This is a genomic window from Billgrantia campisalis (genome assembly GCF_022341425.1).
GTDB classification, from domain to species: Bacteria; Pseudomonadota; Gammaproteobacteria; order Pseudomonadales; family Halomonadaceae; genus Halomonas; species Halomonas campisalis.
Genome location: NZ_JABFUC010000001.1, coordinates 1 through 22339 on the forward strand (window position 1 = coordinate 1; position 22339 = coordinate 22339).

At 63.5% G+C, this 22339-nt stretch carries 12 protein-coding genes; 7 read left to right on the plus strand and 5 right to left on the minus strand.

The features are described 5' to 3' along the window. The 5 genes from HOP52_RS00005 to HOP52_RS00025 form a co-directional block, all read right to left on the minus strand. A partial coding sequence (locus HOP52_RS00005; protein ID WP_238974665.1) for a retention module-containing protein occupies positions 1-4489 on the minus strand: 4489 nt, incomplete at its 3' end. Positions 4490-4799: 310 nt separating this feature from the next. Further along, positions 4800-5423 carry a helix-turn-helix transcriptional regulator gene (locus HOP52_RS00010; protein WP_238974667.1) on the minus strand — a complete coding sequence of 208 codons (624 nt, stop codon included), beginning with the start codon at positions 5421-5423 and terminating at the stop codon, positions 4800-4802. Continuing rightward, on the minus strand, positions 5423-6853 hold the full coding sequence (locus HOP52_RS00015; RefSeq protein ID WP_238974669.1) for an HlyD family type I secretion periplasmic adaptor subunit: 1431 nt from the start codon (positions 6851-6853) through the stop codon (positions 5423-5425). Before HOP52_RS00015 ends, HOP52_RS00010 begins: the two co-directional genes overlap by 1 nt. Beyond that, positions 6853-9018 (minus strand): type I secretion system permease/ATPase, encoded by a 2166-nt coding sequence (locus HOP52_RS00020; RefSeq protein WP_238974671.1) that lies wholly within the window; start codon positions 9016-9018, stop codon positions 6853-6855. Before HOP52_RS00020 ends, HOP52_RS00015 begins: the two co-directional genes overlap by 1 nt. A 113-nt stretch (positions 9019-9131) precedes the next feature. Then, a complete protein-coding gene (locus HOP52_RS00025) occupies positions 9132-11381 on the minus strand; it encodes a TolC family outer membrane protein (RefSeq protein WP_238974673.1) in 2250 nt (749 codons plus the stop codon). A 458-nt stretch (positions 11382-11839) separates the two neighbouring features. Here HOP52_RS00025 and HOP52_RS00030 point away from each other — a divergent pair, with 458 nt between their 5' ends. The 7 genes from HOP52_RS00030 to rsxB all read left to right on the plus strand — a co-directional run bounded on the left by HOP52_RS00030 (position 11840) and on the right by rsxB (position 22223). Then, positions 11840-12121 carry a hypothetical protein gene (locus tag HOP52_RS00030; RefSeq protein WP_238974675.1) on the plus strand — a complete coding sequence of 94 codons (282 nt, stop codon included), beginning with the start codon at positions 11840-11842 and terminating at the stop codon, positions 12119-12121. A 147-nt stretch (positions 12122-12268) separates the two neighbouring features. Beyond that, a complete protein-coding gene (thiI, locus tag HOP52_RS00035) occupies positions 12269-13753 on the plus strand; it encodes a tRNA uracil 4-sulfurtransferase ThiI (RefSeq protein ID WP_238974677.1) in 1485 nt (494 codons plus the stop codon). A 117-nt stretch (positions 13754-13870) separates the two neighbouring features. Then, positions 13871-17107 carry a transglycosylase domain-containing protein gene (locus HOP52_RS00040; RefSeq protein ID WP_238974678.1) on the plus strand — a complete coding sequence of 1079 codons (3237 nt, stop codon included), beginning with the start codon at positions 13871-13873 and terminating at the stop codon, positions 17105-17107. Positions 17108-17384: 277 nt separating this feature from the next. Beyond that, a complete protein-coding gene (metG, locus tag HOP52_RS00045; RefSeq protein ID WP_238974679.1) occupies positions 17385-19427 on the plus strand; it encodes a methionine--tRNA ligase in 2043 nt (680 codons plus the stop codon). Between the two features lie 131 nt (positions 19428-19558). Continuing rightward, positions 19559-21148 carry a diguanylate cyclase domain-containing protein gene (locus HOP52_RS00050; RefSeq protein ID WP_238974681.1) on the plus strand — a complete coding sequence of 530 codons (1590 nt, stop codon included), beginning with the start codon at positions 19559-19561 and terminating at the stop codon, positions 21146-21148. Then, on the plus strand, positions 21120-21338 hold the full coding sequence (locus HOP52_RS19550) for a GGDEF domain-containing protein (protein ID WP_275298014.1): 219 nt from the start codon (positions 21120-21122) through the stop codon (positions 21336-21338). The genes HOP52_RS00050 and HOP52_RS19550 overlap by 29 nt, the downstream gene beginning before the upstream one ends. Positions 21339-21419: 81 nt before the next feature. After that, positions 21420-22223 (plus strand): electron transport complex subunit RsxB, encoded by an 804-nt coding sequence (gene rsxB, locus HOP52_RS00060; protein WP_238974685.1) that lies wholly within the window; start codon positions 21420-21422, stop codon positions 22221-22223. The last annotated feature ends 116 nt before the right edge of the window (positions 22224-22339 follow it).

Here is a 22339-nt window from a genome sequence, read left to right on the forward strand (position 1 = left end):
TTTCCGTACCAACCTGCACTTCTACCTTGGCACCCTCAACGTCCGCGCCGGTCTCCGACTCCCAGGTGCCCGTGACCTCGCCACCGCCCAGCGTCGCCGAGGTAGCACCTTCCACGCCGACCGTCGGCACATCGTCAATGACCTCTATCTGGATATCATCGCTTGCCGACTGACCCAGAGTGTCGACTACCTCCACCGTGATGTCCGGCTTCTCAAATGTGTTCGGCCCTTGAACCGGGTCGTGCTCCACCGCTTCCGCCAAGGTGAACACGAAGGTCACCGTGCCCCCATTGGCGTCACCGTCATACTCCGTGATCTCCAGCGTATTGCCTTCCGGCGTGGTGATCACCACCTCACCGCCACCCAGCGATCCTTGAAGGGCCGAGAGCGAGATTTCCTCTCCCGCGACGAGGATCTTGTCCAGACCTGCCGGGGCTCCAACCGTGAACGTGCCCTCGACAGCGGGATCACCGTCCCCAGCCGCCGTGCCCTCCGCCAGGAATTTCTCGAAGACCTCAAGGGCATCGCCATCAAGACCGGTCAGCGTCGGTCCATCCGGCGTCGTCAGATCAATGCTGTGTGAGGCCTCCACCACGTCACCGTCACCGTCTGTCTTGATCACGGTGAAGCTGAAGCTCGAGGCCGCGTCCAGATCGGTCCCCGGCACAAACGCCCAGGTTCCATCAGAGCTGATTGTCAGCGTCCCCTCGTCAGTCTCGAACTCGACATCCGTGTTACCCGTCAACAGCTTCGTTTCCGTACCAACCTGCACTTCTACCTTGGCACCCTCAACGTCCGCGCCGGTCTCCGACTCCCAGGTGCCCGTGACCTCGCCACCGCCCAGCGTCGCCGAGGTAGCACCTTCCACGCCGACTGTCGGCACATCGTCAAGAATCGTAACATTGATGTTGTCGCTAGCCTCACGACCTGCCAGGTCTTCCACCGTGACGTTAATGGCATCTTTCTCCAGCTCATCACGGCCTTGATCCGGGTGGTCGGCCACTTCGGTGAGGGTGTAGCTATAGTTTACGGTGTAGCTGCCATCACCATTGTCGGTGAAGCCGGTAATCGACAGGCTGCCCTTGGCAGTGTCTAGGATCAGAGGATCGGACTCGGATGCCCCGTTGAGCTGGTCGATATCGAACGACGCATTGCTGAAGCCGCCACCACTGAAAGTCAGACTGGCTACACCCGCCGCCGCCGTTACTGTAAACACACCCGGTTGCGTCAGCGCATCCTCATCAGGATTCGTACCATTTGCCAGATTCGCCTCGTCAACCGTTACGTCTCCTGCGTCCAGCAGACCGTCAATGCTGGGACCGTCGAACTCGAACAGGTCGGCAGTAATAGTGAAGGTCAGGTCGGTCGGCACCGTATCCCCGTCACCGTCGGTCAGCACGTAAGTGAAGACGTCCTGCGGGGCCTCGGCATCCAGCAGGGCTTCACCGGCATCGTCATTCAGTGTGTAGGTGTAGCTGAAATTGCCGTCGCCGTTATCGGTGACCACCAGGGTGCCGTAGGTGCCCTCAAGGGTCAGCTCGGTCTCGCCAGCGCCAAAGCCCTGCAGGGCGCCACCGTTGGCCTGGAACTGAATCGCGTTGGTGTCGGCCGGGCCGTCGGCGCCCCAGTCGGCATCGAAGGCGCCACTGGACTCCGGTGCAGCCGCCGGCTCACCGTCGCCATCCACATAGCTCTGGTCGATCTCGCTGACCGACACACTCAGGGTGTCACTGGCGTCGTCGTTGTCCACCGGGATGTCATCCACAATGGTCACGTCGAGGGTGTCAACGGCAGTCTGGTCGGCGTTATCGGTGACCGTGACGCCGATCGCGTCTTTCTCCAGTTCATCACGTCCTTGATCCGGGTGGTCGGCCACTTCGGTGAGGGTATAGCTGTAGGCCACGGTGTAATTACCGTCGCCGTTGTCAGTGAAGCCGGTAATCGAGAGCGAGCCCTTGGCGGTGTCCAGCGTCAGCGGATCGGAGTCGGATGCCCCGTTAAGCTGGTCGATATCGAACGAGGCGCTGAAGCCGTCACCGGCAAAGGCCAGGCTGGCCACACCGGCAGGAGCAATGATGGTGAAACTGCCGCTGTCCGTGACGCTGGCCCCCGACGGCCCCTCCTGCGTACCGCCGTCCAGGAAGGCTTCATAGACGGTGGCATCCCCACCGTCACCAGTCAGCCCCAAGATGATCGGGCCATCGAAGTCGAAGAGGGCAGCACCGGTGGTGAAGGTCAGGTCGGTGGGTACGGTGTCACCATCAGCATCGGTCAACACATAGGTGAATACGTCGGTGACAGTTTCGCCTGGATTATCGCTATCCAGTAGGTCCTCAAAGGCCTCCGGGTTAAGCGTGTAGGTGTAGGTGAAGTTGCCATCACCCGCGTCGGTGACCACCAAGGTACCGTAAGTGCCGTTGATGGTCAGCTCGCTCTCGCCTGCAGCAAAGCTCTGCAGGGCACCCCCATTGGCCTGGATCTGAATGGCGTTGTCATCGGCTGGGCCATCGGCGCCCCAGTCGGCAGCAAACTCGCCGGAGGACACCGGAGCATCAACGGGATCGCCATCGCTATTGACGAAGCTGCCATCGACTTCACTGAGCAGGACGCTCAGTTCCGCGGTGGCATCGGGGTTGTCCACCGGGATGTCGTCGACGATGGTCACGTCGAGGGTATCGTTGGCATCGCGGCCGGCGTTGTCCGTCACGGTGACGGTGATGTCGTCCTTCTCCAGTTCGTCACGGCCCTGCTCCGGATGATCAGCCACCTCGGTCAGGGTGTAGCTATAGGCCATGGCGTAGGTGCCATCGCCGTTGTCGGTGAAGTCGGTGATCTCCAACACACCCTTGGAGGTGGTGATCTCAGCCCCCACAAGATCATCCACCGCGATGGTGTCACTGAAGCCCTCACCCGCAAAGGTCAGACTGGCCACACCCGACGCAGCGATAATGGTGAATGAACCCAACTGAGTCAAAGCCGCCGAATCAGGATTGGTACCCTGGGGAAGGTTCGCCTCATCCACCGTAATATCAACATCTCCGAGACCAATGATCTCGGGTGCCCCCACGGTCCCGATCTCGGCGGTGTCAATGGCCGGACGGCCGGCGCCGTCAATGGCGGTGACGTCAATGGTCGGCAGTTCGCCACCCTCGTTGACGTGACCCGCACCGGCCTGAGTCAGCGTCACCGTGCCGCTGGTTTCATCAATAGCGAAGAAGCCATCTGGGTCGCTGCCGTCGGTGATAGCAAAAGTGAGTCCCTCACCCAGCGGGTCGCTGCTGTCGGTAATGGTGCCGACTTCGTCACCTTCTTCGGCATTGCCTTCAAGTAGGTCATCGGACGCCGTGACCTCGATGCTCGGACCGGCAATGGTCTCGGGTAGCGCCGCGTCGTCACTGGCCGTGCGATCGGCACCGTCGGTGACCATGACCTCCACCGGCGGCAGGTCGTTGCCGGCGTTGGCATGCTCGGCCCCCGCCTCGGTCAGCGTGACGTTGCCCTCCTGATCGATGGCGTAGAAGTCGGCGCCTTCACTGTCCGGATCAATCGCATAGGTGAGCCCTTCGCCCAGCGGGTCGCTGCCCACCGCCGTGGCCACCTGCTGGCCTACCTCGTTCTGGTCCTCACCCTCCAGGAACTGCAGCTCGTCGGCCGCCTCGACCACCACGCTCGGACCGGCAATGGTCTCGGGTAGCGCCGCGTCATCACTGGCCGTGCGATCGGCACCGTCGGTGACCGTGACCTCCACCGGCGGCAGGTCGTTGCCGGCGTTGGCATGCTCGGCCCCCGCCTCGGTCAGCGTGACGTTGCCCTCCTGATCGATGGCGTAGAAGTCGGCGCCTTCACTGTCCGGATCAATCGCATAGGTGAGCCCTTCGCCCAGCGGGTCGGTGCCCACCGCCGTGGCCACCTGCTGGCCCACTTCATTCAGACCATCGCCCGCAAGAAAGAGCAGTCCCTCGGCGGCTGTCACCACGACACTGGGTTCATCCGGCTCATCCTCTTCCAGAGCAAGCAGTGGCTCGTCCTCCGGACCAGAAATGCCCTCCAGCTCTCCCATGCCGAACTCAAAGGCAAGCGGATCAACGTCTTCTGCAATACGCCCCAGCATCACAAAACTGTGACCGCCGTCAGCTCCACCACCCGGGCCTGCACCGGCAGCAGTGGCATCCAGCAGCTCGAGCAGATCGCCTTCGCCTTCATCAATCGCCGCAAGGAGTGCGTCGAGGTCTTCATCCTGGGCACTGAAGTCGAAGGCTTCCGCCGGCTCGCTAGCATCCAGCTCCGGCGTCATCAATATCTGCTGATCGCCCGCGATCATGGTCGGGTCAAGGCCGTCACCAAAATCCAGCTGTACCCTGGCGTTGTCCGAAGTGACGAGAACCTCACCCTCCTGCAGGGTGTCACCCACGCGAAGTTCACGGAGGTTGCCGTCGGCGTCTCGCGCCCAGGCTTGGCCGGTGATGGCAATGACGGTGGCGATGGTCATGGTAGGACTCCCTGCTTGATGCTCTTGATTTCTTGAAGGCGTGACAAGTCAACGCAGATTGATACATTCAACCTAGTCGCTGGGAAAGGGAAAAAGTATTGGACCGATGGTCAGGTCAGAGGCGTGGCTGATTCGCGTCAAGCAACAGCCAATACGGGTCGACCGGACAGAGCCGCCGCCACAAGTGGATGATCTTCCGGACATTGGCGCAGGTCAGGACCGCGTTATGGGCAGTCAGTAGCCTGCCCGATAGCAGAATCATGGCGACTCTGATCGTACAGGCCACTGTACCGGTGGCTGTAGGAACGAATCAGTGGCCTGGATCCGTTACCGCCGCATGCTGCTGTGAGAGCCGCAGCACAAGCTGCATGCGGTTGCGGACGCCAAGCTTATTAAACACCGCGCCGAGATGGGCCTTCACGGTACGCTCGGTGATCCCCAGGCTGCGCGCCACTTCCTTGTTGGTCTGTCCCTCGAGCACCGCCAGAGCGACAGCCCTCTCACGCTCGGTCAGCCCCTGTAGTTCATCTATCTGTACCTGCTCACTTCCGCCAAGGGCACGGAAAGCACCGCCGACGACGCGAGACATGAGCTCGGCAGGCACCCATATGCCCTGATGGCTGATCACCACCTGGACCTGGCGCAGAAGTTCAGGGGGAGAGAGTGCATGGGTATAGCCGCGGGCGCCGACCTCCAGCGCTTGGAACGCCTCGGCGGCCTGAGGACGGTAGCTGAGCACGGCCAGGTGCGCACCGACACCTGAGAGAGAGGCGACCACCGCGGGCCACCCCGGCAGATTACTCACGACCCACACCAAGTCTCCGGCGCCAACGCGTAGATGTGCGTCTTGCGGGCCAATCCATGCCGCGTCACGAAAAGCCTCGCGCCAACGAGGTATCTCATCTCGTCCCTGACTGATGAAGTAGACCGCCATCATCGTTCTCCCATTGAGTCACTCCAGGCCCGCAACACGGGCTTCAGCATGAACTGCATCACAGTGCGCTTGCCGGTCATGATGTCCACCTGAGCGGTCATGCCGGGGATCACCGCGAGTTCGCTGTCCACTTCCTCTCCTTCGATACTGCGGACACGCACCAGATAAAAGGTATTGCCATCATCGTCCGTGATCGTATCGGCACTGATGTGATCAAGTTCCGCCTGCAGCCCGCCATAGACGGCAAAATCATAGGCCGTCAGCTTGATGGTCGCCGGCTGACCGGGGCGCAGGAAGGCAATGTCCTGCGGCGCGATTCTCGCCTCAACCAACAGTTGATCATCACTGGGTACGATCTCAACGACTTCCTGACCCTGCTGGGCCACCCCACCGATAGTGTTGATATTGAGCCGCTGCACTACTCCATCCACTGGAGAGCGTATCTCGGCCAGCCGCACGCGATCGGCAAGGCCAGCACTGGATTCATCCAAGGCATTGAGATCACCCAAAGTCTGAGCCAGATCGTTGCGCCAGTCGCTGCGCCGCTCCACGCCGAGCTCGCTAAGCTGGTTGCGGGCTTCCTCCACCGCTGCCTGCAGCCTGGCCATGGATGCCGCCGCCTGGTCACGCTCCCCCGTGGCCCGAGACACCTCGCGTTCGAGTCGCAGCACGTCCACTTCGGAAACCGCCCCGGACTGCAGCATTGGGCGCGTCAGGTTGAGCTCACGGCTGGCCATATTGGCCTCCCGCTGGGCAGTATCACGTCTCGCGATTGCCTCGTTAAGCTCTTCTTCGCGCTGGCGGATACGATCACGCAGTACCTGTTCCTGCTCGCGCAGCTCCTCCCGACGACTTTCATAGACCTCGCGCTCCTGGGCCACGATATGCGGCGCTTCAGCGCGTAGATCCTCATCGGGGTCAAACGGGGTATCGGTGATCAATGCCCGCAGTCGCTCGGCGCGCGCCTTCAGCGCCAGCGCCTGTGCTCGATTTTCACGAAAGGTGGCAACAAATCGGGTGGGGTCGATACGCATCAGCACCTGGCCCGCCTCCACCATCTGACCTTCACGCACCAGGATTTCTTGTACCACGCCACCGTCGTAGGTCTGCACGCGCTGTAATTGGCTGGAGGGAATCACCCGGCCGCTTCCGCGAGTCACCTCATCAATGGCGGCAAAGTATGACCAGACCAGCAGCGCGACCACCGTTAACAGCACGACGTAGAGGAAGGCACGAGCGCGGATTGGATCTTGCTGCATGCGTGCCCAGTCGGCATCGCTTGCCCAGTCGCGGTTGAGGTGGGCGGCGGTGACACGGCGAGAGAAGAGTCGGTCCATGAAGGGCCGGAAGGGCTTGCCCCCTGTTTGGGAAAAGCGACCAATCGCCTCGAAGCCGCGCTGTTCAGCGCTGCGGGTATCATTGACGCTCATTAGCGGGCCCTCCCTATCTGGCCCTTGCGCAGGGCCTCCACCACTTTATCACGCGGACCATCGGCCACCACCTTGCCTCCGTCGATCACGACGATGCGATCCACCAGGGAGAGCAACGAGGTCCGATGGGTGACGACGATCATGGTCTTGGGACGGGCGTACTCCTCGAGATTGGTCTTGAAGGCCTCCTCGCTTGCGTGGTCCATGGAGCTGCTCGGCTCATCAAGCAGCAGCACCTGAGGGTCATTGACCAGGGCCCGAGCGATGGCCACCGACTGGCGCTGGCCACCGGAAAGTGCTTGGCCGCGCTCACCCACCTGAAGGTCAACCCCCTGAGGGTGAGCATTGACCAGGCTTTCCAGGCCGCTGAGCTTGATGGCGCGCAATAGTGCCTCGTCATCAATCCCCTCGCTGCCGCCACCGGCCACGATGTTCTCGCGCAGAGTGCCGAAGAACAGACTGACATCCTGAGGCACATAGCCGATCTGACGTCGTAGCTGGAGGGGGTCGAACTGGCGCAAGTCGACGCCATCGATCATCACTGCTCCGGCAGTGGGCTGATAAAGCCCCAAGATCAGTTTCTGCAGCGTGGTCTTGCCACAGCCGACACGACCCAGTAGCGCCACCTTCTCTCCAGCCTCTATCTTGAGCGACACATCGCGCAGCGCCTCCCGCTCCTCCTCGGGATAGCGAAGCGTCACCTTGTCGAACTGGATCTCACCGCGGATCGCCGGGCGGCTGACAAACACTTTCCCTTCGGGGCGCTCCACCGGCCTCTGCATGACATCGTTGAGCGACTGAAGTGCAGTGGAGGACTGGTGGTACTGAGCCAACAGGGAAGCCGCCTGGCTGACCGGCGCCATCGCTCGCGATGAGAGCAGATAGGCGGCGATCAGCCCGCCCTGGGTGAGATTGCCCTCCATGATCTGGTAAACACCGATGATGATGACGCACACCGCTACGCTGTGCTGAGCCCATAGCGCCACGCTGGAGACCGAAGAACTAACAAGCCGCAACTGGGCTGCCGTACGTGACAGGAAGGCCGACGCCTTCTCCCAAAAGCCTTGGATCCGACTCTCGGCACGAAGTGCCTTCACCGTCTCGAGTTGAGAGACCGCCTCCACCAGGGTGGCATTGCGCTGGGCACTGACCCGCCAGGTAGTCTCGGAGAGTTCGTGCAACTTACCTTGGGCAGCTAGTGCATAGAGCAGTACGAAAAGAATCCCCACAAGCACCGGGATCACTAATGGTGGGCCAATCAGTGCAATGATCGCGGCAAACATCAACACGAACGGCAGGTCGACCAGGGCCACGACGGTGGCCGAGCCGATGAAGGCGCGTACCGATTCAAAGGACTGCAGTGTTGCAGCGAAGGAGCCGGTGGAGGCTGGCTTGGCCTCCATGCGCAGTCCCAGAACTCGTGCCATGATCGACGACGATAGCTTGACGTCTGCCCGGCTGGCCGCTAGGTCGACAAAGGCATTGCGCATCAATCGCAAGGCCAGATCGAAGCAAAGGACTACGAAGATACCTACCGATAACACCCAGAGCGTCTCGGTGGCGTGGTTAGGCACTACGCGGTCGTAGACGTTGAGCACAAACAGCGGCATTGCCACGGCGAAGAGGTTGATCATCACCGAACCGGCGATGACATCGCGATAGAGCTTACGATTCTCGCGTATCACCCCCCAGAACCAGTGCCGTGATCGCTGTTTCTTCACCTCAGGCCCGCGGGCATCGAAGTGGAAACGCGGCCGTACATAGATCGCCTGGCCGCTATAGCTGCTCTGCAGCCCATCAAGGGCGACTTCCGTTTCGGCCTCGCCCAGCTCGGGAAACACCACGCGCGCGCGCCGCGACTTTAGATCGAGCCCCATCAGCACACAGGCGCGACCTGGCTCGAGCAGCAGAATCACCGGAAACAGCTCGGGGTTGAGTTGGGCAAGCCGGCTTTTGACGATTCGCGACGTCATGCCGGCACGTGCGGCCGCTCGGGAAAAGATTCCCGGGGTCAGACATCCCTCGTGGAGCGGCAGCCCGGCCGTCAGCGCCTCGGCCGCAAAAAGATGCCCATGCACTTGAGCGACAACTTGCAGGCACTCGAGAAGCTCATCTCGCACCGCCGTTCGACTGGCCGGTGTTTCTAACTGTTCGTATTGCGCCACAGGCACCTCATACCAACTTCCCGCCCAAGGGTACGCCTGGGCGGGAAACACATGTCAATTCAATGTTGATGCCCCAGTCAGCGCAGGCTGGCCTACCTATAGCATTCACAACATTAGCCATTCACGACATAAGCACCGGGATACCCCCTGTTCTCCATCTCACGCTGGAGATCTGCAATAATGTCAGGATCGACCGGCCCCAGCCGGACCCGGTGAAGATTCCCGCCCGTGACCAGACTCACCGGATAGGCGGTTGAGGCTGCAAGCTCCTCCTTGAGCAGCGAGGCTTGCTCACCATCACGCAGCGCCATCACCTGCAGATAGGAACCCGCCACTGGGGTAGACGATGCTTCCTGCGGCCCAGCCTGCTGGCCACGGCTCATGTCTGGACGCTCAGTCTCACGGGTATCGAGTTCGCTCGACAGGCTCAGGGTTTGAGAAACATCTTGCCCTGTACTCGCAGGCTGTGAGCTGTGTCCGGCGGCATCGAAAACGGGCGGCTTGAAAGTCATATCCGGCATTTCACCATTGCGTTCCAGGGTGACTTCAACGCGACGATTCTGGCGCCGCCCTTCTACCGTCTCGTTACTGGCCACCGGGCGACGTGATCCGTAGCCACGGGTCTCAATAAGCCCAGCATCCACTCCCTGGGATACCAGGTAGCTCGCCACACTGTCGGCGCGCCGCTGGGAAAGTGGATCATTGATAGCGTCTGTGCCGGTAATATCCGCATGGCCAGCGATGAAAATACGCTGCAGGTTATCGATATTACCGATCTGCGCGACCAGGGCATCGAGCTCACCGCGTGCGTCGTCACTCAGCTCGGCACTGTTGATCGCAAAGAGCGCATCCGCCGACAGGGTCACGTCGGGCGCGCGCGTGGGTGCCGGCGCGCTGACCCCACCGATGAGATCCTGCAGCGTGAAGCCTGCCGGCCCCTCGACAGGGCAGATCACCTCGGGATTGATTTCCACGCCATCACTGCCGAGCTCTGCCAGGGTGGGCATGTCATCACGCATCACACCAAGGGTCTGCATCAGCTGCCCCATGGCCGCTAGGGTCCGCGCATCGGCCAGCGCAATGTCATACTCCGCATTAACGTAGGCGCGGCTCGCTTCGAAATATTCGTTTTCACTATCCAGCACATCCAACAGCGTACGTTCGCCGATATCGAACTGCTGCTGATAGGCTCCCCGCACTCGGTCGATAGACTGGCGGTGATCATTCAGATACTGCACCTGCTCACGCAGACGCCTAGTATCATTGTAGGCGATCTGGGTAGTCTGCCGAATATTATGGCAGGCCTGTTCACGCTGATTCACGGCCTGCTCCAGGCGGTCGCTGGCGGCCCGAAAAGAGGCCAGATCGCTACCGCCGCGATAGAGATTCATGCTGGCCACCAGCTCAATGCTATGCCGGTCACGGCGGCCCAGCGGGTCGAAGTTGCCGTCGTTACTGTCATAAGTGCCGGTACGGCCTCTCAGATCCAGCCGAGGCTGGAATGCGGCACGACTTCCATCCTGCTCCGCACGGGTCGCTTCGATGTTCTCGATGGCGGCATGGAATTCCGGGTTGCCCTGGAAGGCCATGTCCACGGCCTCGGCCACCGAAGGTGGGAGCCGGTCGTCAAGCTCGGGCGTGGGCGCCAGATTCTCGGCAGGCAGCTGCCCGACTATGCGCTGGTAGCGAGACGTCACATCATGCAGATTGGACGCCTCGGTCATCAGGTTGGACTCGGCCAGGGCCAGGCGGCCACTGATCTGCTGTAGGTCCACCCCGCGGCCAGCCCCGCTGCGTACCCGCTCCTCGATTTGGTCGAATACCCGTTCGTGTTCGACATAGTTTTCCTGGGCGAGCCGTACCAGATCCCGATAGCGACTGACATCCAGATAGGCCCGTGCCGCTTCCAGGGCCACGCTCTCACTGGCGCCCAGCAGTTCGTAGTAGCGCACCAACTTGGCACGATCGAGACGCTCGACCTCGCTGCGCGTGGCGAAGCCGTCATAGATCATCTGACTGAGGGTGAGCTCGGCAAAGCTCGTCTCGTAACTGCCACGGCCGTCGCCCTCGCGATATTCCCGACCAACCCCCGCGGCCACATCGAGGCTGGGCAGGTAATTTCCACGGGCCACGCCCACATCGTGACCGGCGGCACGCAATCCACTCCAGGCGGCCTGCACTTCCGGGTTGGTCGCCAAGGCCTGGCGAACCACCTCCTGGATGTCGGTAGAACCGGGAATGGCCATACCGGGTGGCAGGGTCTGCGCCACGGCAGCGGCGATAGGCAGCAGCGTCAGGGAAGAGCCCACCACGACGGCCTTGGCATAACGGCGGGCGCGAGTGAGGTTAGACAGATGGTTCATAGAGGTTCCCTTTATGCGTGTCGTGGACCAAGCAGCCGGAGAGGGCTAACTCGATCGGGCAATGGATGGAGGCTCTTCGCGTTGTTACGGGCCACACCCAGGCGTGCCAGGGCGGTGCATCCTTTCCCAATTCCCTTTCGAAATCCGCTCATGCCGACCTCATGGCTAGTTCAGCCAGTCTAGCCCGCATGAACGCAAACATACTTTATGCTGAAAGCGTCTACTTTGTAAGCAAGCGTAACCCATGTTGTCCGTTTGTCCAAGGCTGACACGCCCGATCACACGACGTCATTCGCGACAAGCCATGTAGGCCATGACTTACAAGACGTCCCACCGGGCCTCACGCCACTCTCGCTTGCTCTCGCGGCTCACGCCTGACTGCCTCTCTCCCGGCCGGCAGCAAACGTGCTATCGTCAGCTCATTGCCAGACAGGGCCCATCATCATAAGGAGACCGCCATGTCCGCTTCGGAAATCCAGAAGACACGCGTGATCAACGAGCTGCGCGGCTTCATCAAGAAACTGCTACAGGACCCCAGGATTCTCGAGCAGTCCCTGGAAGTCACGCGACGCCACCTCGGTGAAGACAGCCAGAAGGACCTGATGGCACGTATCGCCAACGAAATCTCCGAGACCACCAGCGTGCATATTCCCGAGGATCCGTCGGAGCACTCGGAAGCCGACAAGCTGTTCCTCGAACTGCTCAAGGAAGTGGTCAGCGAGGAGCAGGCGCTCTACTAAGCACCGTCCGCCATCTTCAAGAGTTTCCACGCATGAGCCCGGCCTATGCCGGGCTCATGCGTTGCCGGCTGCACGCTCTCACGCGGCGCCCGGCTCTGGTATAATGCCAACCAATTGTTTTTACAAATCTTTCACAAGCGGTTAGCGATGTACTATCTGTTGAAGCTGTTCCCCGAGATCACCATCAAGTCGCCCTCCGTACGGCGGCAGATGACCCGCTGCCTTGTCAGCAACGTCCGCAACGCCCTGCGCCCTTTTGGCGACGGCATCAGGGTTCAGGGTGGCTGGGACGCCCTCAGGGTCAGCGTGGCGCAAGACGCCGATCCACACTGGTGTCGTGATGTGGAGACGGCGCTGGCACGCATCCCTGGCATCCATGAAATACAAGTCGTCGAGGAGGTTGCCTTCACCTCCTTCGATGACACCGCACGCCGGCTGGTGGAGGTCTGGCAGGCCGCCCTTGCCGGCCGCTGCTTCCGGGTCAGCGTCAAGCGGCGCGGCCAGCACGACTTCAGCTCAGAGGACCTGGAGCGCTATCTGGGGCGGGCGCTGCTGGATGCCGAGCCGACGGCCCGCGTCAACCTCAAGCACCCGGACGTCGATCTCCGTGTTGAAGTGGATGCCAACCGCCTGCGCCTGGTACGCCAGCGCTGGGGCGGCCTTGGGGGCTATCCCCTGGGGGTGCAGGGCCAGGCACTGGCGCTGATCTCCGGTGGCTATGACTCACCGGTGGCCGCCTGGAAGATGATCCGCCGCGGCATCAAGACCCATTTCCTGTTCTTCAGCCTGGGCGGCTCGGCCCATGAACCGGCCGTGCGGGAGGTCGCCCATCAGCTGTGGCGGGACTATAGCCTCTCCCACCGGGTCAAGTTCATCTCCATCCCCTTCGAGGAGGTGGTGGCGGAAATGCAGCGCAGCATACCCGACGGTCTGATCGGCGTGGTGCTCAAGCGCATGATGATGCGGGCGGCCAGCCGGGTGGCAAACCGGGCACGCATCCCGATGCTAGTGACCGGCGACGCGGTGGCACAGGTATCCAGCCAGAGCCTCACCAATCTCGCCCTCATGGACGAGGCGAGCGACCTGCCCATCCTTCGCCCGCTGATTGCCGAGGACAAGCAGGATATCATCGACACGGCCCGCCGGATCGGCACGGCGCGCTTCGCCGAGGTGATGCCCGAGGTCTGCGGTGCCATTTCGCGCCGTCCCAATATCAAGGCGCCTCGCGCCAAGGTCCTCGAGGCCGAACAGGACTTCGACTTCACGGTGCTGGATCAGGCCGTACAGCAGGCCCGCATGACACGCTCCGACCGTCTGATGGAGGATCTCCGCCCCCCTGCGGAGGTGCGCATTGTGCAAAGCCCCAATACGCTGACGCAGGAGCCCGGGCTCAGTGTGATCGACATTCGTGCGCCGGATGAGCGCGAGGCCGCTCCGCTGTCGCTGCCGGTGGAGCCGCTGACGATCCCCTTCTATGAGCTTCAGTCACGCGCCGACAGCCTGCCCGATGACCGCCACTACCTGCTCTACTGCGAACAGGGGGTGATGAGTCGGCTGCAGGCGCTGCACCTTGCCGACAGAGGACTCACCCACTTCGGCGTCTACCGCGAGGCCGCTTCCACAAAACCTTGACGGCGAACTCCCCCCCACGGGCTCAGATCGAGCTACGCTACAAACAGAAACCTTCTGTAACTCGGGAGCCTGTCGGACACAACGCAGAGCCAGGCTCCCAGTGGCGTGGAGTCGCCGATGGACGGAGCACAGCCGTCATCACCTACGAGCCCCTGCCAACGCCCACTGTCGCCCGACAGGGGCTGGCCGGAAGACGCCGAGCTATTGCCGCTGCGGGAGGCCAGCCCCCCCCGTCGGCGACGCTTCGGCATCTGGCTGTTGGCCCTGCTTCTGCTGCTGGCCATCCCCTTGGCCACACTGCTGGTCGCCGAGGCGCGTACCTCGCACTTCCAGTCCCAGGAGCTCTCACGCTACGCCCAGAGCCTGACCTACACCCTGCTCCCCGGGCCTAGCGAGCGTATCGCCTTTCCCGAGCATGGACCTTTCAACACGCGGCTGGGCTACACCCGCCTGCCCGATTTCACCCAGCGACTCGCCGCCCGCCACTTCTCAGTCGACCAGCAGGTGCGGTTCTCGCCGAGCCTGATGGATTACCGCCGCCGGGGGTTCTATCCCCCCTTCACGGAGAAGTCCCGTGCCGGCCTGACCCTGGAGGAGTGTCGCGGAGAGCGGCTCTACGCGTTCCGCCACCCCCAGCGCCACTACCCACACTTCGATGCGGTTCCCCCGCTGGTGCTGCAGACCCTGCTGTTCATCGAGAACCGGGAGTTGCTCGACGCCTCCACCCCCAACGCCAACCCCGCGGTGGACTGGCCGCGCTTCGCCCGAGCCGCCTTCTCCCAGGTGGGGCGCGCGCTTGACCTGCCCGGTCAGGCCGCCGGCGGCAGCACCCTGGCCACGCAGATCGAGAAGTATCGCCACTCGCCGCGGGGCCTGACCGACTCTCCCAGAGAGAAATTCCGCCAGATGGTCTCGGCCAGCGTGCGCGGCTATCGCCATGGCCCTCAGACCCTGACGGCCCGACAGGACGTGGCCCTGGAGTACCTCAACACGGTGCCATTGGCCGCCGCGCCCGGCTACGGGGAGGTCCACGGCATCGGCGACGGCCTCTGGATCTGGTTCGGCGCTGACTTCGACGCCATCAACCGCCTGCTGGTGCCGGACTTCAACGTTGCGGCCAACCGCGAACAGCAGGGCCTGGCCCTGCGCCAGGTGCTGGCGCTGATGATCGCCCAGCGCCGCCCCTCCTGGTATCTCAACGGCGGCCGCCAGGCGCTCGAGCGGCTTACCGACAGCTATCTGCGCCTGCTGGGCGAAGCGGGCATCATCGACGCAGCGCTGCGCGATGCCGCCCTGGCACAGCGCCTGGAGTTTCGCGACTTCGCCGCGGCGCCGGTGCGCCTCCGGGTCGACAGCGACAAGGGACTGCGGGTGGCACGCGGGCAGATCGCGGGGCTGCTCGGTGTCAGCCACTACGAGTTGGACCGGCTCGACCTGACCGCGCGCACCACCCTGCACAGCGACCTGCAACGCGAGGTGACACGCTACCTGCGCGACCTGGCCGACCCGGACGTGGCCGCCGAAATCGGGCTACTAGGTGAGCGTCTGCTGACACCGGACACCACCGCCGAGGTGCACTACAGCTTTACCCTGCTCGAGCGTGGGGAGGACGGCTTCCGGGTCCGCGTGCAAACCGACAGCACCGATCAGCCCTTCGATATCAACGCCGGCAGCAAGCTGGAGCTAGGCTCTACGGCCAAGCTGCGGGTATTGGCCACCTATCTCGAGGTGATCGCCGAGCTCCACGGCCAGTACATCGGCCAGCCGGCAGAGGCGCTACGCCGCCTTGACGTGGACCGCCAGGACAGCCTGCGCCGCTGGGTCATCGATCGGCTGGTGGCGGACCCCGACATTGCGCTCGATACCCTGCTCGAGGCCGCCATGCAGCGCCGCTACTCCGCCAGTCCCCACGTGGCCTTCTTCACCGGCGGCGGGCGGCACACCTTCAGTAATTTCCGGCGCGAGGACAACGGCCGCAACCCGACCCTCGAAGAGGCCATGCGCGAGTCGCTCAACCTGCCCTTCGTGCGCCTGCTGCGTGATCTGGTGCACCACAGCATCCATCAGGACGTCCAGCGCCGCGGGCTGCTCGACGACGACAACGACCCCCGCCGGCTCAGCTACCTGCAAGGCTTCGCCGAACGCGAGGGACGCGTCTTCCTGCAGCGTTTCTGGCGCAAGTACCAGGGCAAGACGAGCGAGGAGCGCCTGACCGCCTTCCTGGACGGCCTGCACCCCAGCGCCACTCGCCTGGCCAGCGTGCACCGCTATCTCTATCCGGAAGCCGAACTTGCGTCGTTCGCCGCCTTCCTCAGCGAACGGTTGCCCGGTGAGCGCTTCAGCGAACGCCGCCTCGAGGAGCTCCATGACCGCTACGCCCCGCAGCGGCACACGCTCTCCGACCAGGGGTATCTCGCGCGTGTCCACCCCCTGGAGCTATGGCTGGTGGGCTTTCTGCTCGACTTCCCGGAGGCCGGCTACGCCGACGCCCTGGCCGCCAGTCGCGACCAGCGCCAGGACGTCTACGGCTGGCTGTTCAATACCCGCCACCGCAGCGCCCGAGACCTGCGCATCCGCACCATGCTCGAGGTGGAGGCGTTCCTGGACCTCCATCAGCGCTGGCAGCGCCTGGGCTATCCCTTCGACCACCTGGTCCCGTCGCTGGCCACCGCGGTGGGCAGTTCCGGTGACCGCCCGGCCGCACTGGCCGAGCTGATGGGCATCATCCTCAATGACGGGGTCCGGCTGCCGATGCTGCGCATCGATGCCCTGCACTTCGCCGAGGGCACGCCCTATGAGACCCACTTTCTGCCGGCGACGGCCCGGGCCGAGCGGGTGATGGCACCGGAGGTGGCCGCCACCCTGCGCCAGTCGCTTGCCCAGGTGGTCGAAGGTGGCACTGCCAGGCGCCTGCAGGGCAGCTACGAACTCGAGGACGGCCAGCCGCTGGCGATGGGGGGAAAGACCGGCACCGGCAACAACCGCTTCGAGACGGTGACGCGCAGCGGCCAGGTGGTCGATTCCCAGGCCCGCAACCGCACCGCCACCTTCGTCTTCTATCTTGGCGAGGATCATTTCGGCACCCTGACCGCCTTCGTGGCGGGCAGCGCGTCGGACCGTTTCCGTTTCACCTCCGCCCTGCCGGTGCAGGTACTCAAGGGCATGGAGCCACTGCTGCACAGCCACCTGGCACCCGACGGCCGCCGTCACTGCCTGCCCGAAGCTCCCAGCACGCTGCGTGCCGACCAGCTCCGGACACCGCCGGAAGGCAAAGCACCCAGTGACAGGGTAAGCATCGAAGCCATGGATACCGCCGAGGTGAAACGCGGGCCTCGGTCCACCGGTCAGGGATAGTCCGCCTCCGTCTCGCCCGCCAGGGCCTTCCTGGCGGCCTTCAAACCGCCCCCCTGCCTTAGGGAAACACTGCACAAATGCCTGCGCGAGCGAATCGCTGCGTTGCGCGGTGCGCGGAATCCTCACATATACCCCATATGCTCCGGTTCCTGTGCTCCGGGCGCCTTGCGCTTCATCTCGCTCGGCAATTTGTTCAGCGCTTCCTTAGCGGATGCAGCGCGAAGCGAAGATGGCTACAATCGTGGGTCTGATTTTTCTTGGGAATTCCACTGCCGCCATGTCGAATACCGCCAGCGCCCCGCGCAAGATTCTGGTCACCAGCGCCCTGCCCTACGCCAACGGCGCCATCCACCTGGGTCACCTGCTGGAGTACATCCAGACGGATATCTGGGTGCGCTTCCAGAAGAGCCGTGGCCACGAGTGCCATTACGTCTGCGCCGACGATGCCCACGGCACCGCGATCATGCTGCGTGCCGAGCAGGAGGGCATCACCTCCGAGGCGCTGATCGAGCGGGTCTCCCGGGAGCACCAGCAGGATTTCGCGCATTTCGGCGTGGCCTTCGACAACTACCACTCGACCCATTCCGACGAGAACCGCTACTTCAGCGAGCTGATCTATACCCGGCTGCGCGACGCCGGCCATATCGCCACCCGCGACATCGAGCAGATGTATGACCCGGTCAAGGGGCTGTTCCTGGCCGACCGCTTCATCAAGGGCACCTGCCCCAAGTGCGGCGCCGACGACCAGTACGGCGACAACTGCGAGGCCTGCAGCGCCACCTACACCCCGGCCGAGCTGATCGACCCGGTGTCGGCGATTTCCGGCGCCACGCCGGAGGTACGCAGTTCCACCCACTACTTCTTCAAGCTGCCCGACTTTGCCGACTTCCTCGAGGCCTGGATCCGCGACGACCACGTCCAGCCGCAGATCCGCAACAAGCTGATGGAGTGGTTCGAGTCGGGCCTCAACGAGTGGGACATCTCCCGCGACGCCCCCTACTTCGGCTTCGAGATTCCCGACGCGCCCGGCAAGTACTTCTACGTCTGGCTGGACGCCCCCATCGGCTATCTCGCCAGCTTCAAGCACCTCTGCAAACGCGAAGGGCTGGACTTCGACGCCTACTGGCAAAAAGGCTCCGACGCCGAGGTCTACCACTTCATCGGCAAGGATATCGTCTACTTCCATGCGCTGTTCTGGCCGGCCATGCTGCACGGCGCCAACTTCCGCACGCCCACGGCGGTGAACTGCCACGGCTTCGTGACAGTCAACGGCGCCAAGATGTCCAAGTCTCGCGGCACCTTCATCAAGGCGTCCACCTACGCCGAGTATCTCAACCCCGAGTACCTGCGCTACTACTTCGCCGCCAAGCTGACCTCCCGGGTCGACGACCTCGACCTCAACCTCGAGGATTTCGCCCAGCGGGTGAACAGCGACCTGGTAGGCAAGGTGGTCAATATCGCCAGCCGCTGCGCCGGCTTTATCAAGAAACTGGGCGGCGGCAGGCTCTCGGCCCACTGCGCCGAGCCGGAGATGGTCGCCCGCTTCATCGCCGCCGGCGACGCCATCGCCGAGGACTTCGAGGCCCGCGAGTTCGGCCGTGCCATGCGCAAGGTGATGGAACTCGCCGACGAGGCCAACACCTATATCGCCGACGCCGAGCCGTGGGTGCTGGCCAAGCAGGAGGGCCGCGAGCAGCAGGTGCTGGACATCTGCTCGGTGGGCGTCAACCTGTTCCGCCAGCTGATGGTCTACCTGGCGCCGGTGGTGCCCAGCATGGCGGAAAGCGCCCGGGAGTTCCTCAAGCTGGACACGCTGGACTGGGAGAGCCGCCAGAAGGTGCTGCTCGACCACGAAATCGCCAAGTTCAAGCCGCTGATGACCCGCGTGGAGCACGACAAGATCGACGCCATGATCGCGACGTCGAAGGAGGACCTGGTGGAAGAACAGAAGCTCAAGGAGACCCCCAAGGGGCCTCTGGCCGACGACCCTATCGCCCCGGAGATTGCCTTCGACGACTTTGCCAAGGTCGACCTGCGCATCGCCAGGATCGGCAGCGCCGAGTATGTCGAAGGCGCCGACAAGCTGCTCAAGCTCACCCTGGACCTGGGTGGCGAGACCCGCACGGTGTTCGCCGGCATTCGCGCCGCCTACGCCCCGGAAGCCCTGGAAGGCCGCATGACGGTGATGGTGGCCAACCTGGCGCCGCGCAAGATGCGTTTCGGCGTCTCCGAGGGCATGGTGCTGGCCGCCGGCAGCGACGAGGGCATCTATCTGCTGTCGCCCGATAGCGGCGCGGAGCCCGGCCAGCGCGTAAAGTAACGATCCTGTCAGATGCGCGGCCATGCCGCGCATCGAACGCCTGCCTCGCCTCATTCAAGTGCGACCGTCAGCAGCCGATATAACCGCTAACGCTACGTCGAACGACTCTTTATGCCCGCAGGCGAGGCCCCATGACACCATCCTTCTCCTCACTCAGGCACCGCTTCTTCCTCGCGCTGGGTGGCGTGCTCTGTCTCGCGCTTCTGGCTCTGGTACTGGTGGCCCGCTACCAGATCATGCCGATCCTTCTGGAGGACGAAGAGCAGTACGCCAGCAGCGAACTCGATCGAGTCGAGCGAGGCATTGGCAGCGAACTGAACCATATGCGGCGCCTGGTGGAGGACTGGGCCTGGTGGGACGATACCTACGACTTCGTCCAGGGTAAGCGCCCGGAGTATGTCGACTCCAACCTCTATGAAAGCACCCTGGAAACCCTCGAACTCAAGACGATGATCTTCCTCGATGCTCGCCACCAGCCGAGATGGGTAGCGGGCTATGACGATGATGGCGAGTTCACGTCCTGTCCCGACGCGGCACCTCCCTGCGACTGGGCCACCACCTACATCGACTACCTGCCGACCAGGCTCGCGAGTGAGAACGAGGCGTCACAGACCTGGCTACTGGCCCAGCCCATGCTGGCCATGGCGGCCATGTCGGGCATCTACCAGAGTCGGGAAGAGTCTCCCTCAGCCGGCTGGCTGCTGATGGTGCGCCCCCTCTCGACACCATGGCTCGAACAGCTACGCGACACGACCGGCATCGATCTCAACCTGACCAGCATCGCACAGGGCGGCGAGGTGCCACACGAAAGCCTGGAACGGGTTTCAACGACCCAGATGGCCGCCAGCCGAGCGGTCGAGGCCATGCCCGACGATCGGCAGATTCGCATCGATGCGAATTTGCCACGCCAGCGCTACCAGGCCAGCCTGGAGACCTTTCGCTTCGCGCTCTACTGGACCAGCGGCGTACTGATCGTGACCCTGCTGGTGGTGCTGTGGCTGCTTGAGAGCATCGTGCTGGCACCCATTCGCCAGTTCTCTCGCTATACCCAGCGCCTGCACCTGGATACGACACCTCCCCCCATGCCTGCCTCGTTACTGAAGCGGCGCGACGAGATCGGCACCCTGGCCCAGGAGTTTCGCAATCTCCTCGAACACCAACAGCAGCAATCCGCCCTGCTGCTCGACCTGTCCCAGCATGACTCGCTGACCGGGCTTGCCAACCGCCGCCTGTTCGATGAAAGACTCGAACAGGCCATGCACAAGGCACAGCCCAGCGGCGGGCAAGTCTCGACAATGATGCTCGATATCGATCACTTCAAGCTCTACAACGACCACTACGGCCACCTTGCCGGCGATGATTGCCTGGTCGCCCTCGCCGAATGCATGCAGGGCCACCTTGGCTCTCACCGCTTCCTGGCCGCCCGCACGGGAGGCGAGGAGTTCAGTATCCTGATGCCCGATACCTCGCTGGATGAAGCGCTGGACCATGCCCGCAGGCTGTTGCAGGCCATCAACGCACTGGCGCTGACTCATGAGTATTCCCCGACCAGCCCCTATGTGACAGTCAGCATCGGCGTTGCCTCCCGGGCGGATAACCTGACGACACCGAGCGACATCATGCGGGCTGCCGACCAGGCCATGTACCAGGCCAAGGCCAGCGGGCGGAACCGGGTGGCGGCCTACCAGGCCCATGACCAGGCAAGCCCCATCGAGCGTTGAACTGCGCGCCTCCCCGACAGCCCAGTTGGTGACCGTCAGTATCGGTGTGGCCAGCTGCCCCACCCCCGGGCCATGCACATCCCAGCAGCTGATGAAGACGGCTGGCCAGGCGCTCTACGAGGCCAAGAGGCAGGGACGCAACCGAATACAGGCACAGCAGGTCAACCGGGAGGAGAGCCTGGATGCCTGACACATCCCAGGCGGATGCCCGGACCCATCGGGAAGCGTATAATCGGCCACCACGACTCACCGCGGCCCAACAGGAGCGCATGTGACGGGCAACCCACTGCTGATCGAAGCCATAGACGCCCTGCTGCCACAGACCCAGTGCGGCAAGTGTGGCCATCCGGGCTGTCTCCCCTACGCCGAGGCCATTGCTGCCGGCGAGGCGATCAATCGCTGCCCGCCCGGCGGCCAGGCCACGGTCGAGCGCCTGGCCGAGCTGACCGGCCAACCACCGCTGCCCCTGGAGCAGCCGGCCCAGCCGCCGCTGGTGGCCTACGTGCGCGAGGCCGAGTGCATCGGCTGTACCAAGTGCCTTCAGGCCTGCCCGGTGGACGCCATCCTCGGCGCGGCCAAGCGCATGCACACCGTGATCGCCGACGAGTGCACCGGCTGCGAGCTCTGCGTGGCCCCCTGCCCCGTGGACTGCATCGACCTGCTGCCGCACCCGCATTGGCAGGCGGCCAAGACAGCCGCCGAACAGGACGCTTACCTCGCCCGGCGCGCCGCCAAGGGGCGCGAGCGCTTCGCGGCGCGCAACCGTCGCCTGGCCCGGGAGCAGCGCGAAAAGCGCCGGGAGCGCCAGCAGCGCCTGATCCAGCAGCGCTCGCGGGCATCGCGCACCGCCGGCGGCACCACCACCCGCCGACAGCGCCAAATAGCCGTCAACGCCGCCGAACAAGCCTTGAAGCGCGTACAGCAGCAGCTGGAGAGCGCCCGGCGTCGCGGCGACGCCCAGGCCGAGGCCACCGCCCTGGCCCAGATGCCCGAGGCTGAGCATCTCCTTGCCAGCGCCCGCCAGGCACTGGAAGAGGTCACGCTAAAGCAGGATGATCTGAACACGGAGTGTTGAAGGCCGGCACCAAGCGAGGGGCGCCGGGGACAGGTCGAAGAGGAGGTCCTACGCCAGGGAAGGCGTCGGTAGCGCCCAGGGAGGGGTTCACAGCGCCTCCTCACAGACCTGTCGCC